The sequence below is a fragment of the Pseudonocardia sp. ICBG1034 genome (genome assembly GCF_020131375.1).
In the GTDB taxonomy this organism is placed as follows: Bacteria; Actinomycetota; Actinomycetes; order Mycobacteriales; family Pseudonocardiaceae; genus Pseudonocardia; species Pseudonocardia alni.
This window is the reverse complement of the sequence record NZ_JAHLEK010000021.1, coordinates 274,364-298,391: the sequence shown is the minus strand read 5'-3', so window position 1 is coordinate 298,391 and position 24,028 is coordinate 274,364. Positions and strand designations below refer to the sequence as shown.

Here is a 24,028-nt window from a genome sequence, read left to right as displayed (position 1 = left end):
GGGTGGTGGTTGTTTCTTGGTTGGGTGTGGTTGTGGGTTGAGTGTTGCATAGTGGATGCGAGCATCTTGTTGTGGTCAAGTTGTTAAGAGCACATGGTGGATGCCTGGGCATCAGGAGCCGATGAAGGACGTGGGAGGCCGCGATAGGCCTCGGGGAGCTGTCAACCGAGCTGTGATCCGAGGGTGTCCGAATGGGGAAACCCAGCGCCCGTCATGGGGCGTTACCCGTACCTGAATTCATAGGGTGCGTGGAGGGAACGTGGGGAAGTGAAACATCTCAGTACCCACAGGAAGAGAAAACAATAGTGATTCCGTGAGTAGTGGCGAGCGAAAGCGGAAGAGGCTAAACCGTGTCCGTGTCAAGCCGGCAGGCGTTGCGGGTGCGGGGTTGTGAGACGTGTCGTTCATCTTCTGCCGAGGGTGGGACAGCAGGAATCTGTGTTAGCGGAACGACTCTGGGATGGTCGGCCGTAGTGGGTGATAGCCCCGTACGCGAAAACATTGGGTTCTGTTGTGGGCGTGTTCTCGAGTAGCAGCGAGCCCGTGAAATTCGCTGTGAATCTGGCGGGACCACCCGTCAAGCCTAAATACTACCTGGTGACCGATAGCGGACAAGTACCGTGAGGGAAAGGTGAAAAGTACCCCGGGAGGGGAGTGAAATAGTACCTGAAACCGTGTGCTTACAAGCCGTCAGAGCCTTTCGGGGTGATGGCGTGCCTTTTGAAGAATGAGCCTGCGAGTTATGCTTCGTGGCGAGGTTAACCTGTGTGGGGTAGCCGTAGCGAAAGCGAGTCCGAATAGGGCGTGTGAGTCGCGGGGTGTAGACCCGAAGCGGAGTGATCTACCCATGGCCAGGGTGAAGCGTCGGTAAGACGTCGTGGAGGCCCGAACCCACCAGGGTTGAAAACCTGGGGGATGAGCTGTGGGTAGGGGTGAAAGGCCAATCAAACTTCGTGATAGCTGGTTCTCCCCGAAATGCATTTAGGTGCAGCGTCGTGTGTTTCTCACCGGAGGTAGAGCACTGGATGGCCTAGGGGGCCGACAAGCTTACCGAAGTCAGCCAAACTCCGAATGCCGGTGAGTGAGAGCGCGGCAGTGAGACTGCGGGGGATAAGCTTCGTGGTCGAGAGGGAAACAGCCCAGATCACCGGCTAAGGCCCCTAAGCGTGCGCTAAGTGGGAAAGGATGTGGGATCGCCCGGACAACCAGGAGGTTGGCTTAGAAGCAGCCACCCTTGAAAGAGTGCGTAATAGCTCACTGGTCAAGTGGTCCTGCGCCGACAATGTAGCGGGGCTCAAGCGCACCGCCGAAGCCGTGGCAATGACACTTGTGTGTTGTTGGGTAGGGGAGCGTCCTGCATCTGGTGAAGCCCGGGAGTGATTTACGGGTGGAGGGTGTGGGAGTGAGAATGCAGGCATGAGTAGCGAATGCAGAGTGAGAATCTCTGCCGCCGGATGACCAAGGGTTCCTGGGCCAGGTTGTTCCGCCCAGGGTGAGCCGGGACCTAAGGCGAGGCCGTCAGGCGTAGTCGATGGACAACGGGTTGATATTCCCGTGCTCGTGATAGTGCGTCCATGCCGAGGCTGGTGATGCTAACCATCCGAACCCACCTTCGCTCCTTCGGGAGTGTTGTTTGTGGGGGAGCGTGGGATCCGATCTGGTAGTAGGCAAGTGATGGGGTGACGCAGGAGGGTAGCTCCGCCACGCGGTGGTTGTCGTGGTGTAAGCCTGTAGCCCGAGTCCTAGGTAAATCCGGGGCTCGTGAAGGGTGAGAGGTGATGCGTAGCCGATTGAGGCGAAGAGGGTGATCCCATGCTGTCGAGAAAAGCCTCTAGCGAGTGCTGTTGCGGCCCGTACCCCAAACCGACACAGGTGGTCAGGTAGAGAATACCGAGGCGATCGAGCGAACTGTGGTTAAGGAATTCGGCAAAATACCTCCGTAACTTCGGGAGAAGGAGGGCCGGTTGTCTTGAGGCTCCTTGCGGGCTAGGGACGGCCGGTCGCAGAGACCAGGCCCAAGCGACTGTTTACTAAAAACACAGGTCCGTGCGAAGTCGCAAGACGATGTATACGGACTGACGCCTGCCCGGTGCTGGAACGTTAAGAGGACCTGTTAGCTCTTCGGGGCGAAGCGGAGAATTTAAGCGCCAGTAAACGGCGGTGGTAACTATAACCATCCTAAGGTAGCGAAATTCCTTGTCGGGTAAGTTCCGACCTGCACGAATGGCGTAACGACTTGGGCGCTGTCTCGACCACAGACTCGGCGAAATTGCACTACGAGTAAAGATGCTCGTTACGCGCGGCAGGACGGAAAGACCCCGGGACCTTTACTATAGCTTGGTATTGGTGCTCGGTTCGGCTTGTGTAGGATAGGTGGGAGACTGTGAAATCGCCACGCCAGTGGTGGTGGAGTCGTTGTTGAAATACCACTCTGGTCGAATTGGGTGTCTTAACCTCGGGCCATGATCTGGTTCAGGGACAGTGCCTGGTGGGTAGTTTAACTGGGGCGGTTGCCTCCCAAAGAGTAACGGAGGCGCCCAAAGGTTCCCTCAGCCTGGTTGGCAATCAGGTGTTGAGTGTAAGTGCACAAGGGAGCTTGACTGTGAGACTGACGGGTCGAGCAGGGACGAAAGTCGGGACTAGTGATCCGGCACCACCTTGTGGAAGGGGTGTCGCTCAACGGATAAAAGGTACCCCGGGGATAACAGGCTGATCTTGCCCAAGAGTCCATATCGACGGCATGGTTTGGCACCTCGATGTCGGCTCGTCGCATCCTGGGGCTGGAGTAGGTCCCAAGGGTTGGGCTGTTCGCCCATTAAAGCGGTACGCGAGCTGGGTTTAGAACGTCGTGAGACAGTTCGGTCCCTATCCGCCGCGCGCGTTGGAGACTTGAGGAAGGCTGTCCCTAGTACGAGAGGACCGGGACGGACGAACCTCTGGTGTGCCAGTTGTCCCGCCAGGGGCACGGCTGGTTGGCTATGTTCGGGAGGGATAACCGCTGAAGGCATCTAAGCGGGAAGCCTGTTCCAAGATGAGGTCTCCCACCACCTTCGAGTGGGTAAGGCTCCCAGTAGATGACTGGGTTGATAGGCCGGAGATGGAAGCCCTGTGAGGGGTGGAGTTGACCGGTACTAATAGGCCGAGGGCTTGCCACAACGAGTTGTTCGCATCCACTGTGTGACCCTGAGTCCACAACCATCCACACTGTCCCCGGTGATCCGGGGGGTTTGTGGGTCGGTGTGTGCTCGACCCTCGTCCCGGGTTCGGGGCGGGGGTGATAGTTGGATAGTGTTGTCGGTGGTCATTGCGGTAGGGAAACGCCCGGTCCCATTCCGAACCCGGTAGCTAAGCCTTCCAGCGCCGATGGTACTGCACTCGCCAGGGTGTGGGAGAGTAGGTCGCCGCCGACATTCAACTTTCATGGGATATGCCCCGGACTTCCGAGTCCGGGGCATTTCTCGTTTCCGGGCCGTTTCTCGGTCCGATGCGTGATACCCGGCCCGGGTCGGGTGTCGGTGTGTCCGTCCCCGAGCGCTGGTGCGGGTCCCTGGGGGTCGCTGGTCGGGGCCGTGCCGCTTCCCCGGTGGAGTTGCATCCGGTTCCGTCCTGCCGGTCGGCCGCACCTCGCACGCCTTCCTGTGACCTCGCACCCTCTGCAGGGCCTGCGAGGTCACAGAAACATGAGCGACGTGGGGTCCCCGGTGCGGCGTGCCGAACGGCTCGGTCGTCACGGTGCCCGGACAGTGTTGTGTGCGTCGCGGGGCCCGTCGGGCGCTGCCGGGCACGTTCATCGGGTGCGGCGCCCGGCTCGTGGCGGCCGCACGGGACCCCCACCGGCGTCCGTGACATCCACGGCATGCGGCCTACGGCGGACCGTGTCGGGGCGTCCCGCTGATCGCCGGGCGCTCGATGCCGTGCGATCGAGAGCCCGCGTCCGGTGCGTGAGGGAGCAGGAGGCGTCGGGCGGGCGATGGGGACCGCTCCGATCAAGCAGCGGGGTCCGTCTCCGGCCGGCAGAGGACAGGTGAGGTGACGACGCGGGCCGTAGGGCCGCGGTGTCACCGCCCCGGGACGCCGGCCACGGGGACGGACACGTCGGGGTGGGAGAAGCACACCCGACCGACAGTCGTCGTCGCCGGACCGGGTCGGAACGGCCGGTCATCCCCAACGGGCACGGTTGTCCACAGGCTCTGAAGCGACCGCGTCGACGGGGCGTCGGCGGGTGAAGCTCATGGGGACAACGCACCCCAGAGCCCCGGAGGATCCGATGAGCGACAACACCGCCACCATCGTCGGCAACCTGACCCGCACCCCCGTCCTGCGCTACACCGCCAACAGCATCCCGGTCACGGACCTGACGGTCGCGGTCAACCACCGTCGCAAGGACCCGATGACCGAGCAGTGGCACGACGTCGCGTGCACCTACTACACGGTGACGTGCTGGCGGACCCTGGCCGAGCACGCGGTGCGGACGTTCGAGAAGGGACACCGCGTCATCGTCATCGGCCGGATGTACGTCGAGGAGTGGACGGGCCGGGAGGGCGACGTGCGGCAGAGCATCCGGATCGAGCCGTCCAGCGTCGGACTCGACATCCGCTTCTCCCCGGCGGCCGTCGCGCCTCGTCCGTCGGTGTCACAGGGCCCGTCGGTGCCGCAGGCCCGGGACACCGACGACGCCGCGACGCGGTGGGGCGCCCCGCCCGTGGAGGAGCCGGACCACGACGGGTACGACGACGCCTCGGACGAGGCCGAGAGCGCGGAGCTCGACGAGCTCGCGAGGCTGGCGACCGCACCGGCCTCGAGCGGCTGAGCGGGCCCGATCTACCATCGCATCGTGGCGGATCTGATTTACACGATGCGGAACGTGCGTAAGGCGCACGGCGACAAGGTCATCCTGGAGAACGCGTCGATCAGCTTCCTGCCGGGGGCGAAGATCGGCGTCGTGGGCCCCAACGGCGCCGGGAAGTCGACCGTCCTCAAGATCATGGCAGGGCTGGAGAACGCGAACAACGGCGACGCCTTCCTCAAGCCCGGGGCGACGGTCGGCATCCTGCAGCAGGAGCCCCCGCTCAACGAGGAGAAGACCGTCCTCGGGAACGTCGAGGAGGGTCTCGGCGACGTGAAGGTCAAGCTCGATCGGTACAACGCGATCGCCGAGGAGATGGCGACCAACTACACCGACGAGCTGATGGAGGAGATGGGCCAGCTCCAGGAGGAGCTCGACCACGCCGACGCGTGGGAGATCGACTCCCAGCTCGAGCAGGCGATGGACGCACTGCGTTGCCCGCCCGGGGACGCCGAGGTCACGCACCTGTCCGGTGGTGAGCGCCGGCGCGTCGCGCTGTGCAAGCTGCTGCTGTCCCAGCCCGACCTCCTCCTGCTCGACGAGCCCACCAACCACCTCGACGCCGAGAGCGTCCTGTGGCTCGAGCAGTTCCTCGCGAACTACCCGGGCGCCGTCCTCGCGGTCACGCACGACCGGTACTTCCTGGACAACGTCGCGGGCTGGATCCTCGAGCTCGACCGCGGACGCACCTTCCCCTACGAGGGCAACTACTCCACCTACCTGGAGAAGAAGGGCGAGCGCCTCGCCGTCCAGGGCAAGAAGGACGCGAAGCTCCAGAAGCGCCTGAAGGAGGAGCTGGCCTGGGTCCGCTCCAACCCCAAGGCCCGCCAGGCGAAGAGCCGCTCGCGGCTCGACCGCTACGAGGAGATGGCGACCGAGGCCGAGCGGCACAAGAAGCTCGACTTCGAGGAGATCCAGATCCCGCCGGGCCCGCGCCTGGGCAGCCAGGTCGTCGAGGTCTCCCACCTCGACAAGGGTTTCGACGGTCGCCAGCTGATCAAGGATCTCTCCTTCACGCTGCCGCGCAACGGCATCGTCGGCGTGATCGGTCCGAACGGTGTCGGTAAGACGACGCTGTTCAAGACGATCGTCGGTCTGGAGCACCCGGACTCCGGCGAGGTCAAGATCGGCGACACGGTCAAGCTGTCCTACGTCGACCAGAACCGCGGCGGGATCGACCCGAAGAAGACCGTCTTCGAGGTGGTCTCCGACGGGCTCGACTACATCCAGGTCGGCAACACCGAGATGCCGTCGCGCGCCTACGTCGCGGCGTTCGGCTTCAAGGGCCCGGACCAGCAGAAGCCGGCCGGGGTGCTGTCCGGTGGCGAGCGCAACCGCCTCAACCTCGCGCTCACGCTCAAGCAGGGTGGCAACCTGATCCTGCTCGACGAGCCGACGAACGACCTGGACGTCGAGACCCTCGGTTCGCTGGAGAACGCGCTCGAGCAGTTCCCCGGCTGCGCCGTGGTCATCTCCCACGACCGCTGGTTCCTCGACCGGACCTGCACGCACATCCTGGCGTGGGAGGGCACGGACGAGAACCCGGCCGAGTGGTTCTGGTTCGAGGGCAACTTCGAGGCCTACGAGAAGAACAAGGTGGAGCGGCTCGGCGCGGAGGCGGCGCGACCGCACCGGGTCACCCACCGTAAGCTCACCCGCGACTGATCACCGCCCGGTCCGGACCTCCCCATCCGGTCGGGCCGGTCCCCGGCGACGGGTGACCGGCTCCCTCGGGAGGTCCGGACGGTGGTGTCACTCACGGGAGGCGATGTGACGTTCGACCTGCAGGGTCGGGCCGCCGGCGCGACGACGGCCGAACTGCGCACGGCGGCGGCCCTGCGCTGGCAGCGGCCCCTGCTCACCGCGGAACTGGCGGAGCAGGCGTGCGCGCGAGCTGTCGCAGACGGTGACGATCTGCGCTGGCTGCAGGCCGCGGGCTGGCTGCTCGACGGCCACGCCGCCGGTGGGGACGCCCGCGACGTCGCCACTGCCGTCGTCGCCGGGGTGACCGGTCATGCCACCCCGGGTGACAGCACGGTCCCCGTGCCCCTCCGCACGCCCGGTACCGAGGTCCTCACCCGCCCCGAGGGCGCCCGTCTGCGGGTGGAGCTGGCCGGGGTCGCCCAGGCCGACGGAGAGCTCGAGGCGGCTCGGGCACTCGTCGTCGGCCTGCCGGACGACGCCCCGGGCGAGGACCCGGGGCTGTTGCGCCTCGACCGACTCGCGGTCGAGGTGCGCTGCGCACTCGCCGGCGCCTCCGCCGCCGAGCTCGAGCGGCTGCGCAGCGACGTCGACGCCTGCGGCTCCGGCTTCGGTGGCGAACCGGCGGCGTACGCGGACCTCGTCGTCGGGTCGGTGCACCGGGCCCGGCGCGAACACGATGCCGCCGTGGACCGCGCGTTGCGCGGCCTGGCCCAGCTCGGATGGACACCGGAACGACCCGGGTCCCGCCCGCTGTCGACCCACCTCGCCGCGGCACTGCTCAGCCAGTGGATCACTGCGCTGCTCGACTCCGGGCACGTCCCGCCCGACGCGGTCGCCGCGGCCGCCGTGCAGCGCGATGCCGAGGACGCCGGTCGGCAGGGTGTGCTGCTGCGGCTCACACTGGCCCGGGTGCAGGCGGGACGTGCGGACCACGCAGCCCGCGCGCTGGTCGAGGCCGCCGACGGCGCCGAACAGGCGGGTGTCCCCGCGCTGGTCGCGGCCTGCCGAACCGCCCAGTCCGAGCTGCACGAGGGCTCGGGCCGGTACCGCGAGGCCCTCGAGACGATGCGCGCCGCGATGGAGGCCGACCAGCTCGACCGTGACCGCGGGACGCGCTTCCGCGCCGCGGTGGCCGCGTTGCTGCCGCTCGCCGCCGTCCGCACCAGCACCACCGAGCGACCCACCCCGTTCCCGCGCACGGGCGGATCGCCGGCCGTACCGGCCGCGGCCGGAGGCACCGTCGCCGGTGCTCCGACGGGCGGACCCGGTGCCGGTGACCGGGACGGCGCGGGTCCCAGTACGCCTCAACCAAGGTTCGGTGCGTCCCGCTCCGGCAGCGGGGAGTCGTCCTCCGGCGCGGGGAGCAGGAACGGTCGCTGGGACGGAGCCGGGGCCGGAGACGACCGTCCGGCCGGGCCCGGGGACGACGGCGCCACGGGAGCCGGGGCCCCGAACGACCGTCCGGCGAACGACCTCCCCGTGCCCGGACGCTTCCCGGTGCGCTGGGCGCCGTCCGAGAGCCTGCTCCAGGACCCCGGTACCAGGAACGGCGCCGGAACCGCCGACCCGTCGCCGGACGACCGGACCGTGGGCGGATCCGCCGGGGCGAACCGGAACGGTCACCGTCCCGGCGAGGCCGCTCTCGAGGCGGATGCGTCGTCGGCGACCGGTACGACGGACACCGCCGGTACGCCGGACAGTGCGGACGCCGCAGGGGCGGCCGACCGGGCGTCGGACGACACGACGGATGCCGGAGGTCGACGACCCGCGGGCATCGACCCCGCCGACCCGTTGGGCGTCTCCGGGCTCCTCGCGGACGGCCCGGCACCGACGGCACCGCGGGACTCCTCGTGGACCGGCCCGTCGTGGACCCCCGACGCGGCAGGCGGTTCGCCGCTCGCCGACGCCCTCCTTGCCGAGTGGCGGGCCCCCGAGCAGCCCGCGGCCATGCACCGCAACGGGGCCCACGGCCCGGCCGACGCCGTCCCGCGGAACGGAGCTCGGCACGACGCGGCCCACCGGCCCGCCGACGGCCACGGGGCCGGCCCGGCAGCCGGGCCAGGTCCCGTCGACGGTGACCGGAACGGGGATCCCACGCCGGAGCCGGCCGTCGCCGCCGAGCGGGCAGCGACTGAGCCGCCCGCCGTCGCCGAGCGTGCTGCGGACGAGCCGACCGTGGTCGCCGGGCGTGCTGCGGACGAGCCGACCGTGGTCGCCGGGCGTGCTGCGGGCGAGCCGACCGTGGTCGCCGGGCGTGCTGCGGGCGAGCCGAACCCCGCCGAGGCCGACCCGAGGTCCGATCGGGCGAGCGCGCGCGCCGCGGCCCGTGCCGGGGACAGCGGCCCGGCCGCGGCACCGACGGCCCCTGCGGCCCCGACGGGGCCACCCGGTACGGCGGAGCGGTCGATCGTCCTCGACCTCGTCGACGGCGACCTCGAGACCGTCACCGGTACGGCGGCGGTCGGGGCCCTGCACGACGTGGTCACCCGGGCCCGCCGGCTGGTTCCGCCGTCCGGAACCACACGTCGCGACGACGACACGGTGCGGGTCACCCTGCCCGACGTCGACCACGTCACCGTCCTGCTCTGGGCACGGTCGCTCGCGACGCACCTCGGCGGCCGCGTGCGCCGGGGCGGGCTGCCGGCGGGGACGTCCCTGCGGATGCAGGCCGTCGGACCGCACGGTGTCGAGGGCGACGAGATCATCACCGAGCTGACCGGTCCGGACACGCCGGCGCCCCTCCCCGAGGCCCCCTCGGCCCGGGTCGGCGGGCACCCCGGCGCCGCGCAGACCGGGGACGCGGGATCGGGTGCCGGCGAGCCGGCGGCCGCCCCGGAGCCGGTCGCGGGGCCGGCGCTGGCGACGCCGCTGGACCTGTCCGGCGAACGAGCGGCCCGAGGTGGGCGGCGACGGGCCGCCGGCGACGGGACGGCGTCGTTGAGCGCCGTCGGTCTCACCGTCCGGCCCGGGAGCGGTGGGCGGCGGCGCTCCGACGGGGCCCTCCGGGACCCGGCGGCCCGCGACCGGACCGTCCGGCACCGGGCCGCCCACGACTCCGGTGCCCGCGATCGTGACCCCGGACACCCCGCCGCGCCACACCCCTACGCCCGCGACGAGGCCCGCGACGAGGTGGGCAGCGACCCTGCCGGGCCGGCGAGGGACGAGCGGTCGCGGGTGTGGGGCGGTTCCGCCCCGGCGGACCCCCCGCCGGTGCCGGACCCGCTGGACACCCGGTTCGCGCTGCCCCCGGAACCGGACCGGCGCCTCGCCGAGGCGGTCCGGGCCCACCTCGACCTCCCCGGGCCGGATGGCGCCGCCTCCCGCTTCGACGGCCCGGCCCGGGAACGTTCCGGGCTGCCGGTGCGGTGGTCCGGGGTCGACGACGGAGCGGGGGAGTCAGCGCTGCCGCGTCGTCGTGGGCGGGACGCCACCCCACCGGCCGATGACGGAGACGGCGGGGCCGCCGGTCTGTTCGACGGGGGCGGGACCACGTCCGCAGGCGGCCACCGTGCGTCCGGCGATCCCGACGGCAGCGGCGTGGGCGTGGGGACCTGGACGGTGCGTACCGCGACCGGACCGACCGTGGTGCGGGGTGCGGCGGCCGTCGTCGCCCCGGCGACCGGTGACGCTGCCGCGGGCGGTGACGCTGCCGTGAGCGGTGACGCCGCTGCGGGCGGTGACGCTGCCGTGACCGGTGACGCTGCCGTGGTCGGTGACGCCGCCGTGATCGGTGACGCCGCCGCGGGCGGCGACGACGAACCGTCGACCGGCGCCGTACCCACACCGACGACGGGCCTACGACCCGGCGGGAACCGACCGGACGCAGGCGGGCGGGCGCCGGACGCCGGCACCGCGACCCGACGGGCTCGCTCCCGCCGGGCGGCCCCCGCGGACGGACCGGTGCCGTCGGACACCGCGACACCCGAGGACGGCCCGGCCACGAGGGACGAGGCGCCGACCGGCCCCCCGCGTGACGACGCCCCGGCCGCGACGCGGGACGGCGCGTCACCCGTGACGCCCGGACGGCAGGACCGCGCTGCCGACGCCCCGGGGACGACCTCGTCACCGGCCGACGGCACACCGGCCACCCCGGCCCCGTCCGACCCCGCCGGCATCCCCGAGGACATGGGCCTCGCCGATCTCCTCGCCGGGGCCCTCGCGGCCTACCGTGAGATCTGACCGGCCGCCGGGAACCGCTCGCCCGGTCGTCGCGGACGCGGCCGTCCCGGTCCGCCGATGGCGTCGGTACCCCGGGATAGGGTGACGGCCGTCAGCACACGCACGGGGCCGGAGTGGATCGTGAGCAGCGGGACGACGGGGCAGACCGGGAACACCACGAGCACCGACGGGCCGGGCGGTGATCCCCGCCCCGGGAGCGGTGCCGCCGCGGACCTCGTCCGTCTCTACGCCCGGCACACCCCCGAGACCGACACGACCGGCGGCGCGGAACTGCCCGGGCCGGCGACCGTCGTCGACACCCATCTCGCGCTCGGTGCGCACCGCGCATCCGGCCGGGCCGCCGTCCGGGTGACCGCCGCCGGGGGAGACGCGGTGACGGTCGACATCGTCACCGACGACATGCCCTACATCGTCGAGTCGGCGCTCGCCGGGATCGGCCGGGCCGGCGGCACCGCGCGGCGCGTCGTGCACCCGATCCTGGTCGTGCACCGCGCCGCCGACGGCACGCTGACCGGCGTCGACACCGCCGCCGACCCGACCGACCCGACCGAGGGCGCCTCGGTCGAGTCGTGGATGCACGTCGACGTCGTGTCCTCCGGGGACCTCGACCCCGACGCGCTGCACGCCGAGCTGGAGCACACGCTCGCCGCGGTCCGGCAGGTCGTCGACGACACCGCCGCGATGACCCTGCGCGCCCGCGCCCTCGCCGACGACCTCTCCGGAACCGGTGCCGCCACGGCCGCCGACACCGACGAGGACGACGTGCACCCGGCCGAGGTCGCGGACCTGCTGCGCTGGCTCGTCGACGACCACTTCGTGTTCGTCGGCTACCGCCACTACTCCCGGCGCACCGACGACGGGGGAGACCCGGACGGGCGCCTGCGGCCCGACACCGACACCGGTCTCGGCGTCCTGCGTCCCGGCGACGCCGGCGCGAACGTCTTCCTCCCCGAGGAGACCGGCGCCGCCGACCCCGCGGGCCTGCTCCTGTTCACCCGGGCCAGCGAGCGCAGCCGGGTGCTGCGTGCGGTGCACCCGTACTACGTGGGGGTCCGCACGCGCGACGCCGACGGGACCGTCACCGGCGAGCACCGCTTCCTCGGGATGCTGACCGTCCCGGCCCGGCACGAGTCGGTCCTGGACATCCCGGTCGTCGCCCGCCGCATCCGTGGCGCCATCCGGCGCGCGGGCTTCCCGGCCGACTCCTACTCCGGGCAGCAGATGCTCGAGGTGTTCTCCCAGCTGCCGCGCGCGGAGCTGTTCACCTCGTCGCAGGATCGGCTGCACGACACCGCCGTCGGGGTGCTGGAGGCGGGCGCCCGCCGCGCGGTGCGGCTGTTCGTGCACCCCGACCCGTACCGCCGCTTCCTGTCCTGCCTGGTCTACCTGCCGCGCGACCGCTACACGACCGCGACCCGGCTGAAGATCACCGACATCCTGCGCACCCGGCTCGGCGGCACCGACGTCAGCTACACCGCGCAGGTCGGCGACGTCGAGCTGGCGCTGCTGCACCTGACGATCACCACCGATCCCGGCGCCGAGCCGGTGACGGTGGACCTGGCCGAGCTGCAGGACCACGTCGCCGAGGCGACCCGCACGTGGGACGACCTGCTCGTCGCCGCGCTCGGCGACGCCGGGCCCGCCGCCCGCCCGATGCTGGCCGGGGTCCCCGAGTCCTACAAGGCGACGGTGACCCCGCTGCGCGCCGTCGAGGACCTGCGGCGGCTGATGACGCTGGGGGAGAAGGGCGAGGACGCGTTCGACCTGCGGCTGTACCGCAGCATCGAGGGCGACATCCGGTTCGCGCTCTACGTCGGCGACGACCCGGTCACCCTCACCGGTGTGCTGCCGCTGCTGCAGCAGCTCGACGTCGAGGTCGTCGACGAGCGGCCCTACGAGTTCCGCCGCCCCGACGGCCGTCGCTGCTGGCTCTACGACTTCGGGCTCCGGCCCCCGCAGCCCGCTGGAGCCCCCGCGGTCCCGACGGTCACCGTCGAGGACGCCGGGCGACGGTTCGAGGAGGCGTTCGCCGCTGCCTGGCGGGGCGACGCCGAGTCCGACCGGTTCTCCGCGCTCGTCCTGCGCGCCGGTCTGCACTGGCGCGAGGCCGCTGTCCTGCGGGCCTACAGCCGCTACACCCGCCAGCTCGGCGGGCTGTTCACCCTGCAGTACACGGCCGGCGTCCTGGTCGCCCATCCGCAGGTCGCGCAGGGTCTGATCACCCTGTTCCGCGCCCGGTTCGACCCGGCCACGGCCGACGCCGACGAGCGCGAGGCCGCCCACCAGCGGGCCCTGGAGAACGTCACCACCCTGATCGACCAGGTCTCCGGTCTCGACGCCGACCGCATCCTGCGGGGCCTGCTGGCCGTCATCGAGGCGACGCTGCGGACCAACTGGTTCCGGGGCCGCCCGTTCTTCTCCTTCAAGCTGGACCCGGCCGCCGTGCCGGACATGCCGCTGCCCCGCCCGCGGTTCGAGATCTTCGTGTACTCGCCCGCGGTGGAGGGCGTGCACCTGCGGTTCGGCCCGGTCGCCCGCGGCGGTCTGCGCTTCTCCGACCGCCAGCAGGACTACCGCACCGAGGTGCTCGGCCTGGTCAAGGCCCAGGCGGTGAAGAACGCCGTCATCGTCCCGGTCGGGGCGAAGGGCGGGTTCGTCGTGCGCAGGCCCGGACCGGCGCCCGAGCACGTCCGCGACTGCTACCGGACCTTCATCTCCGGGCTGCTCGACATCACCGACAACCTGCTGACCCACGCCGACGGCACCACCGAGACGCTGCCGCCCACCGACGTGGTGCGTCACGACGGCGACGACTCCTACCTCGTCGTCGCCGCGGACAAGGGCACCGCCACGTTCTCCGACCTGGCCAACTCCGTCGCCGAGTCCTACGGCTTCTGGCTGGGCGACGCGTTCGCCTCCGGCGGCTCGGTCGGCTACGACCACAAGGCCATGGGCATCACCGCCCGCGGCGCGTGGGAGTCGGTCAAGCGGCACTTCCGCGAGCTGGGTGTCGACACCCAGCGCGAGGAGTTCACCGTCGTCGGCGTCGGCGACATGTCCGGTGACGTGTTCGGCAACGGGATGCTGCTGTCGGAGCACATCCGGCTCGTCGCGGCGTTCGACCACCGGCACGTGTTCGTCGACCCGACCCCGGACGCCGCGACCTCCTACGCCGAGCGTCGCAGGCTCTTCGAGCTGCCGCGCAGCTCGTGGGCCGACTACGACACCTCCCTGATCAGCGCGGGTGGCGGGGTCTGGCCGCGGACCGCGAAGAAGGTGCCGGTCGGGCCGGAGATCCGGGCCGCGCTCGGGCTGGCCGACACGGTCACCGCGCTGTCCCCGCCGGAGCTGATCCACGCGATCCTGCTCGCCCCCGCCGACCTGCTGTGGAACGGCGGCATCGGCACCTACGTCAAGGCGTCCGGCGAGACCGACGTCGAGGTGGGGGATAAGGCCAACGACGCCATCCGGGTCGACGGCCGCGCCCTGCGGGTGCGCGTCGTCGGCGAGGGCGGCAACCTCGGGCTCACCCAGCGCGGACGGATCGAGTTCGCCCGCCACGGCGGCCCGGACGGTGCCGGCGGCCGGGTCAACACCGACGCCATCGACAACTCCGCGGGTGTCGACTGCTCCGACCACGAGGTCAACATCAAGATCCTGCTGGACCGCCCGGTCGCGGACGGCTCCCTGGACCGCGACGCCCGCAACGAGCTGCTCGCGTCGATGACCGACGAGGTCTCGGCCCTCGTGCTCGCCGACAACGTCGCGCAGAACGAGGTGCTCGGGGTCGCCCGCGCCCACGCCCCGGACATGGTCGGTGTGCACGCCCGGATGGTCACCGACCTCGCCGGGCGCACCGGGCTCGACCGCACGCTGGAGGTCCTGCCCGACGAGGCGGGGTTCGCGCGCCTGGCCGCCGACAGTCTCGGTCTCACCGGCCCCGAGCTGGCGACGCTGCTCGCCCACACCAAGCTCGACCTGACCCACCGGCTGCTGCAGACCGACCTGCCCGACCTGCCGGCGTTCGCGCCGACTCTGCCCGGCTACTTCCCGCACCCGCTGCGGGAGCGCTTCGACCACGCCGTGCGCAACCACCCGCTGCGCCGCGAGATCATCGGTACGTCGCTGGTCAACGACATGGTCGACGGCGCCGGGATCAGCTACGCGTTCCGGCTGGGTGAGGAGATCTCCGCGGGCCCCGACGACGTGGTGCGCGCCTACACCGTCACCACCCGCGTGTTCGGGCTGCCCGCGCTGTGGGAGGCCGTCCGCCGGGCCGAGGTCGGAGTCCCGATCGCCGACGCGGTGGTGCTGGAGTCGCGGCGGCTGCTCGACCGGGTGTCGCGCTGGTTCCTGACCAACCGGCCGCAGCCGCTCGCCGTCGGCGCGGAGGTCAACCGGTTCGCCGGCCCCATCGCGGAGCTGCGGGCGCGGCTGCCCGAGCTGCTGCAGGGCCGCGAGCTCGACGCGGTTCAGGAACGTGCCGCGGAGCTGCGCGCCTGCGGGGTGCCCGAGGAGATGGTGGAGTCGGCCGCGCTGTCGCTCTACGCCTACGGGCTGCTCGACGTCGTCGAGCTGGTGGAGCTGTCCGACCGGGAGGCCGAGCCACGGCCCGGCGCCGAGGTGGCCCGCCTGTACTACGCGCTGTCCGAGCACCTCGGCGTCGACCAGGCGCTGACCGCGGTGTCCCGGCTCGACCGCGGGGACCGCTGGCACGCGCTGGCGCGGCTCGCGCTGCGTGACGACCTCTACGGGTCGCTGCGCTCGATCACCCTCGACGCGCTGCGCGAGACCCCGCCCGGCACGGGTGTCGACGACGCGATCGCCGCCTGGGAGCAGGCGAACTCCTCGAAGCTCGCGCGCGCCCGCAGCGCGCTGGAGGAGATCGGGGCGTCGGCGTCGCTGGACCTCGCGACGCTGTCGGTGATCTCGCGTCAGCTGCGCGGACTGGCCCGGTAGGAGCTCCCCGTGACCGCCTTCGTCGCCGAGGTCCCGCTGCGCTGGACCGACCAGGACGCCTACCGCCACGTCAACCACGCCCGGATCGTCACGCTCGTCGAGGAGGCCCGCGTCGCGCTGGCCTTCACCGCCGCCGGGCGGGAGGGGCTCGCCGGATTCTCCTCCGGTCTGCTCGTCGCCGGGCTGCACGTGGAGTACAAGCGGCAGCTGCCGTGGCGGCCCGAGCCGCTGCGGTGCGCGATCACCGTACGGGAGCTGCGGGCCGCGTCGTTCGTCCTCGACTACGCCCTGCACGACGGACCCGGCGCGGACGACCCGGTCGCGGTCACCGCCTGGACCCGGATGGCCCTCTACGACCTCGAGGCGGGCCGGGTCCGCCGGCTCACCGTCGACGAGCGGAACTTCCTCGAGCGCCACCGGGGAGACGTGTCGTGACCCTGCGACTGGCGGACGCGACCGAGCGCGACGACCTCGGTGCGTTCACCGCGCGCGTCGCCCGGCTCGACCAGACCGCCGCGATCCGGCTCGCCGCGGGTGCCGGCCGGATCACGGCGTGGGCCCGCACCCCGTTCGACGTCCTCGTGACCCGGTCGGTGGCCGGGGAGCTCGACCCGGCACTGCCGGTCACCGCGCAGGCGTCGACGCTGCTGACGGCGCTGGCGGTCGACCGCTCCGCCGCGGTCGACCCCGGCCCGCCCGCGCCGTGGCTCGACGAGCTCCCGCCCGACGACGGCTGGTCCCGGGTCGACGACGTCCCCGCCGCGGAGCTCGACGAGCTCGCCGACCGGGGGCTGGCACTGGCCCGGGAGCACGCAGGTCCGATGGGGCCGCCGGCGTCGTTGCTGGACCAGACGGTGCTGACGGTGTCCCCGCCGGACGCGGGCCGCCCGGTGACCGTGCCGATGCGGGTGCTGTTCGCGATGTCCGGGATGGGTTTCCTCGGCTCGGCGCCGCAGGAGACCGACGGGCCGCGGGTACGGGTGTCCGCGTCGGGGTCGTGGATGCGGCTCGACGCCCGGTACGGGGCGGTGGTGAAGCGGCGCGTGGTGTCGCTGCCGTTGTCGGTCGCGCGCTGACGGGCCGGGACCACAGCGAGGGGCCGGCCCGGGCTCAGGTCAGGTTCAGCACGCTGACCGCGCCGTCGCCGGTGACCCAGCCGGTGCGACCGTCGGGGGCGACCGCGACGGCGGTCGGGTTCGGGGCGACGTCGGTGGTCCCGGTGACCTGCCAGGACCCGGTGTCGACGGTGACGAGGGCCTGCCGGGTCGCGACGTAGAGGTGGCGGCCGTCGGGGGCGAAGGCCATGCCGGTGGCGCCGCCGTCGACCTGCACGGTCGCGATCTCGCGGCCGTCGGCGGGGTCCAGGACGGTCACGGTGCCGGACTCCGGGCCGCCGACCGCGGCCACGGCCCGCGGGACCGACGCGGGGCTGACGGCCAGGGACTCCGCGCCGCCACGCACCGGGAAGCTGCCGAGCACGGTGAGGCTGTCCGGGTCGAGGACGGTGAGCTGGTCGGCGCCGCGGGTGGCGAGGTAGACGCGGTCGCCCGCGTCGTTCGTGGCGCTCGCGTAGGGGTCGCGGGACACCGGCACGGTCCGGGTGACGGTGCCCGCGTTCGGGTCGAGCTCCTGCACGGTGGCGTCCGCGCGGGACGGCACGTAGAGGAACCGGCCGTCGGGGGACACCGCGGCCGCGGCCGGGTCGCCGCCGACGGCAGCGGTCGAGACGACGGTCCGCCCCGGCACGTCGACGACGGCGATCTGCCCGCCGCCCTGACCGGCGGTGCTGACGTAGGCGCGGGTGCCGTCCGGGGAGGTCACCACCCCCTGCGGGGCCGCCGGGAGCTCGATCTCCCCGGTGACGGCGTCGGACGCGGTGTCGACGACCGCGAGCCGGTTCGCGTCACGGACCGCGACGAGGGCCGTCGAGCCGTCCGGGGTGGCCGCGACGGCGACCGGCGCGCCGCCGACGGGCACGGTCGCCCGCACCGTCGGCTGCGCCAGGCTCGCCCCGGCCGCGACCGCGTCCGGACGCGGCCCCGTGCCCGGACCGGCGGAGACGGCGGGCCGGGTCGCGTTCGCGCCCGGGTCGGACTGGCTGGGCGACAGCATCGCCCACAGCGTCAGCGCGCCGAGCAGCACGATCGCCAGCGCGATCGCGAGCCCGGCCGCGGACGGGCTGCGACGGCCGTTGCGCGGCTTCGCCGACATGATCGCCTCGCGGCGCGGGGTGACCGGCGGCTTCTCACCGGTCGCCGCGGCGTGGGCGGCGGCCTCCGCGGCCGCGGGCTGGACCGCGGTGCCCGGACCGGTGTCGCTGACCGTGCCGTCCCGGCCGGACGCGGCGCGGGCGGCGGCCACCGAGACGGCCCCGACCGAGGCCGCGGCGGCGGCGTTGCGGCTGGTCGTCGAGGCGTCCGACCGGTCCGGGTCCGACGGGCCGCCCGTGTCGTCCGTCGCCGGGGCGTCCGGGTGTCCGGTGACCGGGGTGAGGCCCTGCAGCGTGGGCGGCTCGCCGTCGGTGCCGACGGGCCGCAGGACCACGGTGGTCTCGTTCTCGGACGGTGCGTCCGGTCGCGGTGCGGGCCGTCCGTCCGGTCCTCCGGGGCCCGGGCGGTCCGGGGCGGGGGCCCAGGAACGGGCACCGGGGGCCCCGTTCGACGGGTGGGCGCCGGTACCGGGCCCGTCCGGGCGGCCACCGGCCCCCGGGGCGCCGGTCCGGTCGGTCGGAGACGAACCGAAGCCCTGCCCACCGGGGCGGTCGACGGGGTACGCCCCCGTGCCCGGACCGCCGGAGCGGTCGGTCGGGAACGCGCCGGTGCCCGGTCCGCCGGGCCGGTCGGTGGGGTACGCCCCGGTGCCCGGTCCGCCGCGCCGCTCGTCCGGGCCCGCGCCGGGGACGGGGAACGCCCCGGTCCGCGCCGGTCCGGAGAACGCAGCGGCTCGGTGGCCCGGGGCCGCGGCCGACCCGGAGCGCGACGGCGTGTCGCCGTACGACCCCGGCGTCGGGAACGCGCCGTCGCGGGACGGTGCGGCGTCGTCCGTGGGCGGGCGGCCGGTGTCCCACGCCGGGGCCTCCCGGTCCCACGCGGACGGCCCGCCGACGGAGGAACCCGGACCGCCGTCCGGGCCCCGGACGGTGTCCCGGGGGGCCTCGCCGTCCCGCGAGGAGTCGTCCCGGGCGGGATCCTCACCGGTGGTGTCGTCACGGTGGACGTCGTCGGGGGAGGGCCCGTCGGTGCCGGGCGCGGAGGCCGCGGTGTCGGCGCGGGAACGCCACGGGTCGTCGGCGCGGCCCGGGAGCCGGCCGAAGCCGCTGCCCGGATCACCGCCGGCGGTGGCGAACAGGTCGTTGCCCGACAGCCCGGCCATCGCCGGACCGGACGGTGCCCCACCCATCGCCGGACGGCGCACCGGACGCTGCTCCGGGCCCGCCGGCGCGGAAGGCCTGCGACCGGGCATCGTCGGACGGTTCCCGGACGGCGGGGTCGAGGGCCGCGCGGGCGGCTGCCCGGTCCGGTCGTCGGAGGAGTCCGCGCTCGGGTAGTGCCCGATCAGCGCGCCGGGCGGCAGGATGTCGGTCTCCGGGCCGTCGGCGCCGCTGCGCGCCGGGCGGGGCGGCCACCGCTTGGTGGTGTGCTGTCCCGCGGTGTCGCGGTCCCCGTCGCCGGAGCCGGTGCCGCCGGACTCCGTGGTGTCCCCGGCCGAGGGCGACGGGGTGGCGTCCTGGTCCGGTGTGGAGCCGGCGGTGGAGCGGGTGCCGTCGCCGAGCGGCCGCGGGGTGGGCGCGATCGGCGGGACGACGGTCGGTGCGGGTGCGGTCACCGGGACACCGTCCGGCCCGGGACCGGCATCGGTGCGACGACCGCCCTCCGCCGGAGTGGCGGCGGGGTCGGGCCGGCCCGCACCGGGCCCGGGGCCGGGACGCCCCGTCTGCGCGGGGTCCGGCCCGGGCGCCGGCGGGAGGGCGCCCGCTGCGTCCGGCCCGGGGGCCGACGGGGCGACGTCCGACGAGCCGGACCGGGGAGCCGCCGGAACGGCGTCCGTCGGGCCGGGCCGGGGTGACGCCGGGCCGCCGTCCGCCGAGTCCGGCCGCGGTGCCGCGGAGGTGGCGTCGGCCGGGCCGGGCGTCGGCGCGGCCGGGGTGCCGCCGGTCGCGGGAGGTGTCGTCCCACCCGGTGTGCCCGGCGCGAACGACGGCGGCGGCGCGAAGCGGTCCGCCGGGGTGTGCAGGGGGTCGAGACCGTCGTCGCCGGGCTCGTCGGGCAGCGGCCCGACGCCCAGCGGGTCGTCGCCGAGGTCGCCGAGATCGGCGTAGTCACCCGCATCCGACGGCGGTTCGGGGGCGGCGGGCCGCGGTCCCGGGGTGGGCCGTGGGGCGGGGGCGGGCCCCCGTTCGCGGGACACCAGTTCGGTGAACCCGGTCGGGGTCGGCTCGCGCCGGGCGCCGTCGTCCTCGGACGTGGCCTCCGGCTCCGGGGCCTCGCCCGAGCCGGACCGCATGACCAGGTCGACCAGGGAGCCGGGGACCACCGGCACGCGGCCGGTCCGGATCGCCTCGCCGAGCCCGTCGGGGTTCGGTTCGGGGTCCGGCGGGCCGTCGGCACGCCGGGGGGAGCGGTCGTCGGGGCCCGGGTGACCGGGCGCCGACGTCATGCGTTCTGCGGCGGTCGGGTGCACATAACGATTCGATTATCGCGAGCGTCGTCCCGGGCCCGGACCCCGGGTGGCCCCCCGGCCCGTCCTGGTCGTCCCACCTGCGACGTCCGTCCTGGTCCGGGGCTGGTCACGCCCCGTTCCGAGGTCACCGAACGGAAGGACCCCGATCGAGGTGAGCGAGATCGGCGGGATGCGGCCGACGGTGGTGCTGTCGGGGTCCTCCTCGGCCGGGCGGTGCCCGGGACCGAGGAGCAGGGAACCGGTGGCGGGCACGTCCTCGTCCTCGTCCTCGGCGGGACCACCGGCCTCCGAGCGGGACTCGGCGGCGTCGGCCGACGGCCTGCCGCCGAGCTCCGACACCGAGGCGATCGACCCCTCGTCCGACGACGGCGCCGGGGTCGCGGGCGGCAGGGAGACGGGCGCGGGGCCGAACAGGGCGTCGTCGAGGGCGGCCGAGACCGGCTCACGGCCCAGCTCCTCGGCGAGGGTGCGCTGCACCCGGGTCAGCTCGTCCCGGACGTCGTCGCGCAGCGCGGCGAGCCGCTCGACGTCGCGCACGACCGCCGAGCGTCGCTCCCCGGCGCCCTGCTCGGCGTCGCGCAGCAGCGCGGCGGCCTCGGCGCGCGCGGTGGACAGCGTCTGCTCGGCGTCGGAGCGGGCGTCGGCGAGGATGCGCTCGGCCTCGGTGTGGACGCCGGACAGCCGGTCGGACACGGTGCGCTCCCGCTCGGCGAGGTCGCGCTCGCGGCGGTCGGCGTCGTGCTCGCGGTCGTCGAGGGTGCTGCTGCGGGAGGCGAACTCGCGGTCCAGGGTGGCGGCGCGGCCGAGCAGCGCCTCCTCGGTGCGGGAGCGGCGGTCCTCGGCCTCGCGGCGGGCGCGCTCCACGATCTCCGCGGCCTCGTCGGCCGCACGCTCGCGCAGCTCGGCCGCCTCCTGCTCGGCGGCCTGGAGGACGCGCTCGACGCGGCGGCCGAAGCCGGCCTCCTCGGCGCGGCGCTCCTCACCGGCCCGGGCGGCGGAGTCGTTCTCCAGCTGCTCCTGCAGCCGCCGGACCTGCGCACGGGCCGCGGACAGCGACTGCTCGGCGGCGTCCGCGCGGCGGATCTCGTCGTGGATGCGGTGGTCGAGCTCGGCCAGCCGGGTGTCGACCTCGCCGCGGTCGTAGCCGCGCAGCACGACGGTGAACCAGGAGCCGTCCTCGCCGTCGTGGCGGTCGGGGTGGGCCCCGGAGTCGCCGCCGCGGTGCGTGTGCCGCGACGACCCGTCGACCGGCTCGTGCCGATGCGGACCGGACAGCGAGGGAGAGACGCTCACGATGAACCCCCAAGACGGGTGACTACGAGCCGCCCGACGTGCCGGGGCGGCGTCCCGTCCAACGAGACCGGACGCGTTCGGTCACGTTCAGCACTGGATCAACCCGGAAAGCGACCGAATGCCACTCGAATGGCCGCCGGACGGACGGGCTGACGATCACAGTGTGTGGTAACGCCCCTACTCGGGTCAGAACTCCGAGTTCTGCATGCTCGCTGCGGCGTACTGCAGGTAGTTCCACAGCTGCTCGCGGTGCTCCGGAGAGAGGTTCTCCTCGTCGACGGCGATCCGCATGCAGCGCAGCCAGGCGTCGCGCTCGATCGGGCCGATCGTGAACGGCACGTGCCGCATCCGGAGCCGGGGGTGGCCGCGCTGGTCGGAGTAGGTGCGCGGGCCGCCCCAGTACTGCTCCAGGAACAGCCGCAGGCGGTCCTCGGCCGGGCCGAGGTCCTCCTCCGGGTACAGCGGCCGCAACACCTCGTCCCGGGCGACCTCCTCGTAGAACCGGTGGACGATCCGGTGGAAGACCGGGGCGCCACCCACCTCGGCGTAGAAGTTCTGCGGTGCACTCACGCCGACCAGTCTCCCAGGAGTCGTCAGTTCTGCTTCTGCGCCTGGCCGTCGAAGGCCGCGCCGGGGTAGACCATCGGCCGCGGGATGCCGTGGTCGTCGAACGCGTCGGTGATCGCGCCGTTGAGCGCGCGCTGCACCGCCCACTGCCGGCCGGGGCTGACCCGCACGGTGATCCGCAGCGTGACGCCCTCCGGGCCGATCTTGTCGACGCCGAGCACCTCGGGGGCCTCCAGCACGTCACCGGCGATGTCGTCCTGGGAGGCGCGCTCGGTGGCGGTGCTCCCGGCCAGCTCGGTGGCCTCCTCGACGTCGGCGTGGTGCGCGATCGGCAGGTCGACCACCGCGACCGCGTAGCCCTGGCTCATGTTGCCCACGCGCAGGATCTCGCCGTTGCGGACGTACCAGACGGTGCCCTTGATGTCGCGGATCGTGGTGATCCGCAGGCCGACCGCCTCGACGGTGCCGACGGCCTCCCCGACGTCGACGACGTCGCCGACGCCGTACTGGTCCTCCAGTAGCATGAACATGCCGGACAGGAAGTCGCGCACCAGGTTCTGCGCACCGAAACCGATGGCGAGCCCGATCACCCCGGCGCCGGCCAGCAACGGGCCCAGCGGGTAGCCGAGCTCGTTCATCACCATCATCACCGCGACGAGCAGCACGACCGCCGAGACGATCGAGCGCAGCACCGAGCCGATCGTGCGTGCCCGCTGCGCCCGTCGCTGCGTACCCGGGTCCGCCGCCGGCGCGACGGCGGCGCCGCCACCCGGACGCAGCCGGCGGGCCCGGCCCACCAGCGCGGTGAACCGGCCGTTGGTGGCGCCGTCGACCATCCGCGCGATCGCCCGGTGCGCCAACCACCGGAACAGCACCGCGATCACGACGATCACGGTGATCGCCACGGTCCTGCTCACCAGGGTGTCCGCGTGCTGGGCCAGGAAGTCGTTGCTGGTCCAGCGGTAGAGCGTGGCGCACCACGAACCGGCGTCCTGCACGCAGTCCGGCATCAGCGTCACGTTCTGCAGGGGCACGTCGGGCAGCACGACGGGGGTCACGAGTCCTCCTCGGGGGCGGTGAGGGCTGCGTCGGAACCCCCGAGGCTACGTCACCCTCCGGTGTGACGACGGTCGCGCACGTGGTCCGGAACCGGCCGGTGTCCCCGCAGGTCAGGAGCGGTCTCCGGAGGCCCGGCGACGGTCCGCAGCGGCACCACACCGGCCCAGGCGAGACCGGCGGCGACGTCGGCCTCGTCGTCGGACGGCGGCCCGGAGCGGCTCTTCACGCTGGCCTCGGCCAGGTCGAGCGCGAACACCGCGGTGGCGGCCAGCTCCCGGCGGTCCGGGCGGCGGGCGTGGTCCCACGCGCCGGGGGTGAGGTGCTCGACGACCACCCGCAGCGCGTGCAGACGCTCGTCGTCGCCGGTGACGCGGCGGGCGTCGCCGTGCACGACCGCGCTGCGGTAGTTCATCGAGAAGTGCATGAGCGCGCGGGCGTGCACGATGCCGTCGAGGTGGGTCACGGTCACGCAGCAGGGCAGCGTGTCCCCGGTCAGGTAGCGGGCCCCGGACGAGCCGTGCAGGTAGAGCGTGTCGCCGTCGCGGCCGTAGGCGGTCGGGAGGACGACGGGTGCGCCGTCGCGGACGAAGCCCAGGTGGGCGACGAGGCCGTCGTCGAGGACCGCGTGCAGGTCGGACCGGTCGACGGCGGCCCGGTCGCGCTTGCGGCCCAGCGTGCTGCGGGTGGTGGGGGAGAGCGTCACCCCCCGAGGATGGCCTCGACAGTGGCATCCTGGAACGT

At 73.1% G+C, this 24,028-nt stretch carries 11 protein-coding genes and 2 rRNA genes; 8 read left to right on the top strand and 5 right to left on the bottom strand.

The annotated features are described in order from the left end of the window. Positions 1 to 73: 73 nt before the first annotated feature. The 8 genes from KPF22_RS22955 (at position 74) to KPF22_RS22920 (ending at position 16,764) form a co-directional block, all read left to right on the top strand. Positions 74 to 3,155 (top strand): 23S ribosomal RNA (locus KPF22_RS22955). 138 nt (positions 3,156 to 3,293) lie between these two features. Continuing rightward, positions 3,294 to 3,410, top strand: a 5S ribosomal RNA gene (rrf, locus tag KPF22_RS22950). A gap of 857 nt (positions 3,411 to 4,267) precedes the next feature. Next, complete coding sequence (locus KPF22_RS22945; RefSeq protein ID WP_208826432.1) at positions 4,268 to 4,810, top strand: single-stranded DNA-binding protein; 543 nt, start codon at positions 4,268 to 4,270, stop codon at positions 4,808 to 4,810. Between the two features lie 24 nt (positions 4,811 to 4,834). After that, positions 4,835 to 6,511, top strand: coding sequence for an energy-dependent translational throttle protein EttA (ettA, locus tag KPF22_RS22940; protein ID WP_208826435.1), 1,677 nt, complete (start codon positions 4,835 to 4,837; stop codon positions 6,509 to 6,511). Positions 6,512 to 6,616: 105 nt separating this feature from the next. Continuing rightward, on the top strand, positions 6,617 to 10,729 hold the full coding sequence (locus tag KPF22_RS22935) for a hypothetical protein (RefSeq protein ID WP_224403247.1): 4,113 nt from the start codon (positions 6,617 to 6,619) through the stop codon (positions 10,727 to 10,729). Between the two features lie 57 nt (positions 10,730 to 10,786). Further along, positions 10,787 to 15,688 carry an NAD-glutamate dehydrogenase gene (locus tag KPF22_RS22930; protein ID WP_255625089.1) on the top strand — a complete coding sequence of 1,634 codons (4,902 nt, stop codon included), beginning with the start codon at positions 10,787 to 10,789 and terminating at the stop codon, positions 15,686 to 15,688. A 9-nt stretch (positions 15,689 to 15,697) separates the two neighbouring features. After that, positions 15,698 to 16,123, top strand: coding sequence for a thioesterase family protein (locus KPF22_RS22925; RefSeq protein WP_224403245.1), 426 nt, complete (start codon positions 15,698 to 15,700; stop codon positions 16,121 to 16,123). Further along, complete coding sequence (locus tag KPF22_RS22920; RefSeq protein WP_062400898.1) at positions 16,120 to 16,764, top strand: hypothetical protein; 645 nt, start codon at positions 16,120 to 16,122, stop codon at positions 16,762 to 16,764. Before KPF22_RS22925 ends, KPF22_RS22920 begins: the two co-directional genes overlap by 4 nt. Before the next feature lie 34 nt (positions 16,765 to 16,798). Here KPF22_RS22920 and KPF22_RS22915 read toward each other — a convergent pair whose 3' ends face one another. The 5 genes from KPF22_RS22915 to KPF22_RS22895 form a co-directional block, all read right to left on the bottom strand. Beyond that, entirely contained in the window at positions 16,799 to 20,344 is a 3,546-nt protein-coding gene (locus KPF22_RS22915) for a hypothetical protein (RefSeq protein WP_224403244.1), read from the bottom strand. 36 nt (positions 20,345 to 20,380) lie between these two features. After that, positions 20,381 to 21,661, bottom strand: a complete 1,281-nt coding sequence (locus KPF22_RS22910; RefSeq protein ID WP_224403243.1) for a hypothetical protein — start codon at positions 21,659 to 21,661, stop codon at positions 20,381 to 20,383. Positions 21,662 to 21,847: 186 nt separating this feature from the next. Beyond that, positions 21,848 to 22,231: a globin gene (locus tag KPF22_RS22905; protein WP_224403242.1), complete on the bottom strand. Its 384-nt coding sequence runs from the start codon at positions 22,229 to 22,231 to the stop codon at positions 21,848 to 21,850. A gap of 23 nt (positions 22,232 to 22,254) precedes the next feature. Next, the gene (locus KPF22_RS22900) at positions 22,255 to 23,286 is read right to left on the bottom strand and encodes a mechanosensitive ion channel family protein (protein ID WP_224403241.1); all 1,032 of its coding nucleotides are present in this window, start codon (positions 23,284 to 23,286) and stop codon (positions 22,255 to 22,257) included. Positions 23,287 to 23,336: 50 nt separating this feature from the next. After that, the gene (locus KPF22_RS22895; RefSeq protein ID WP_224403240.1) at positions 23,337 to 23,990 is read right to left on the bottom strand and encodes a pyridoxamine 5'-phosphate oxidase family protein; all 654 of its coding nucleotides are present in this window, start codon (positions 23,988 to 23,990) and stop codon (positions 23,337 to 23,339) included. Positions 23,991 to 24,028 lie beyond the last annotated feature (38 nt).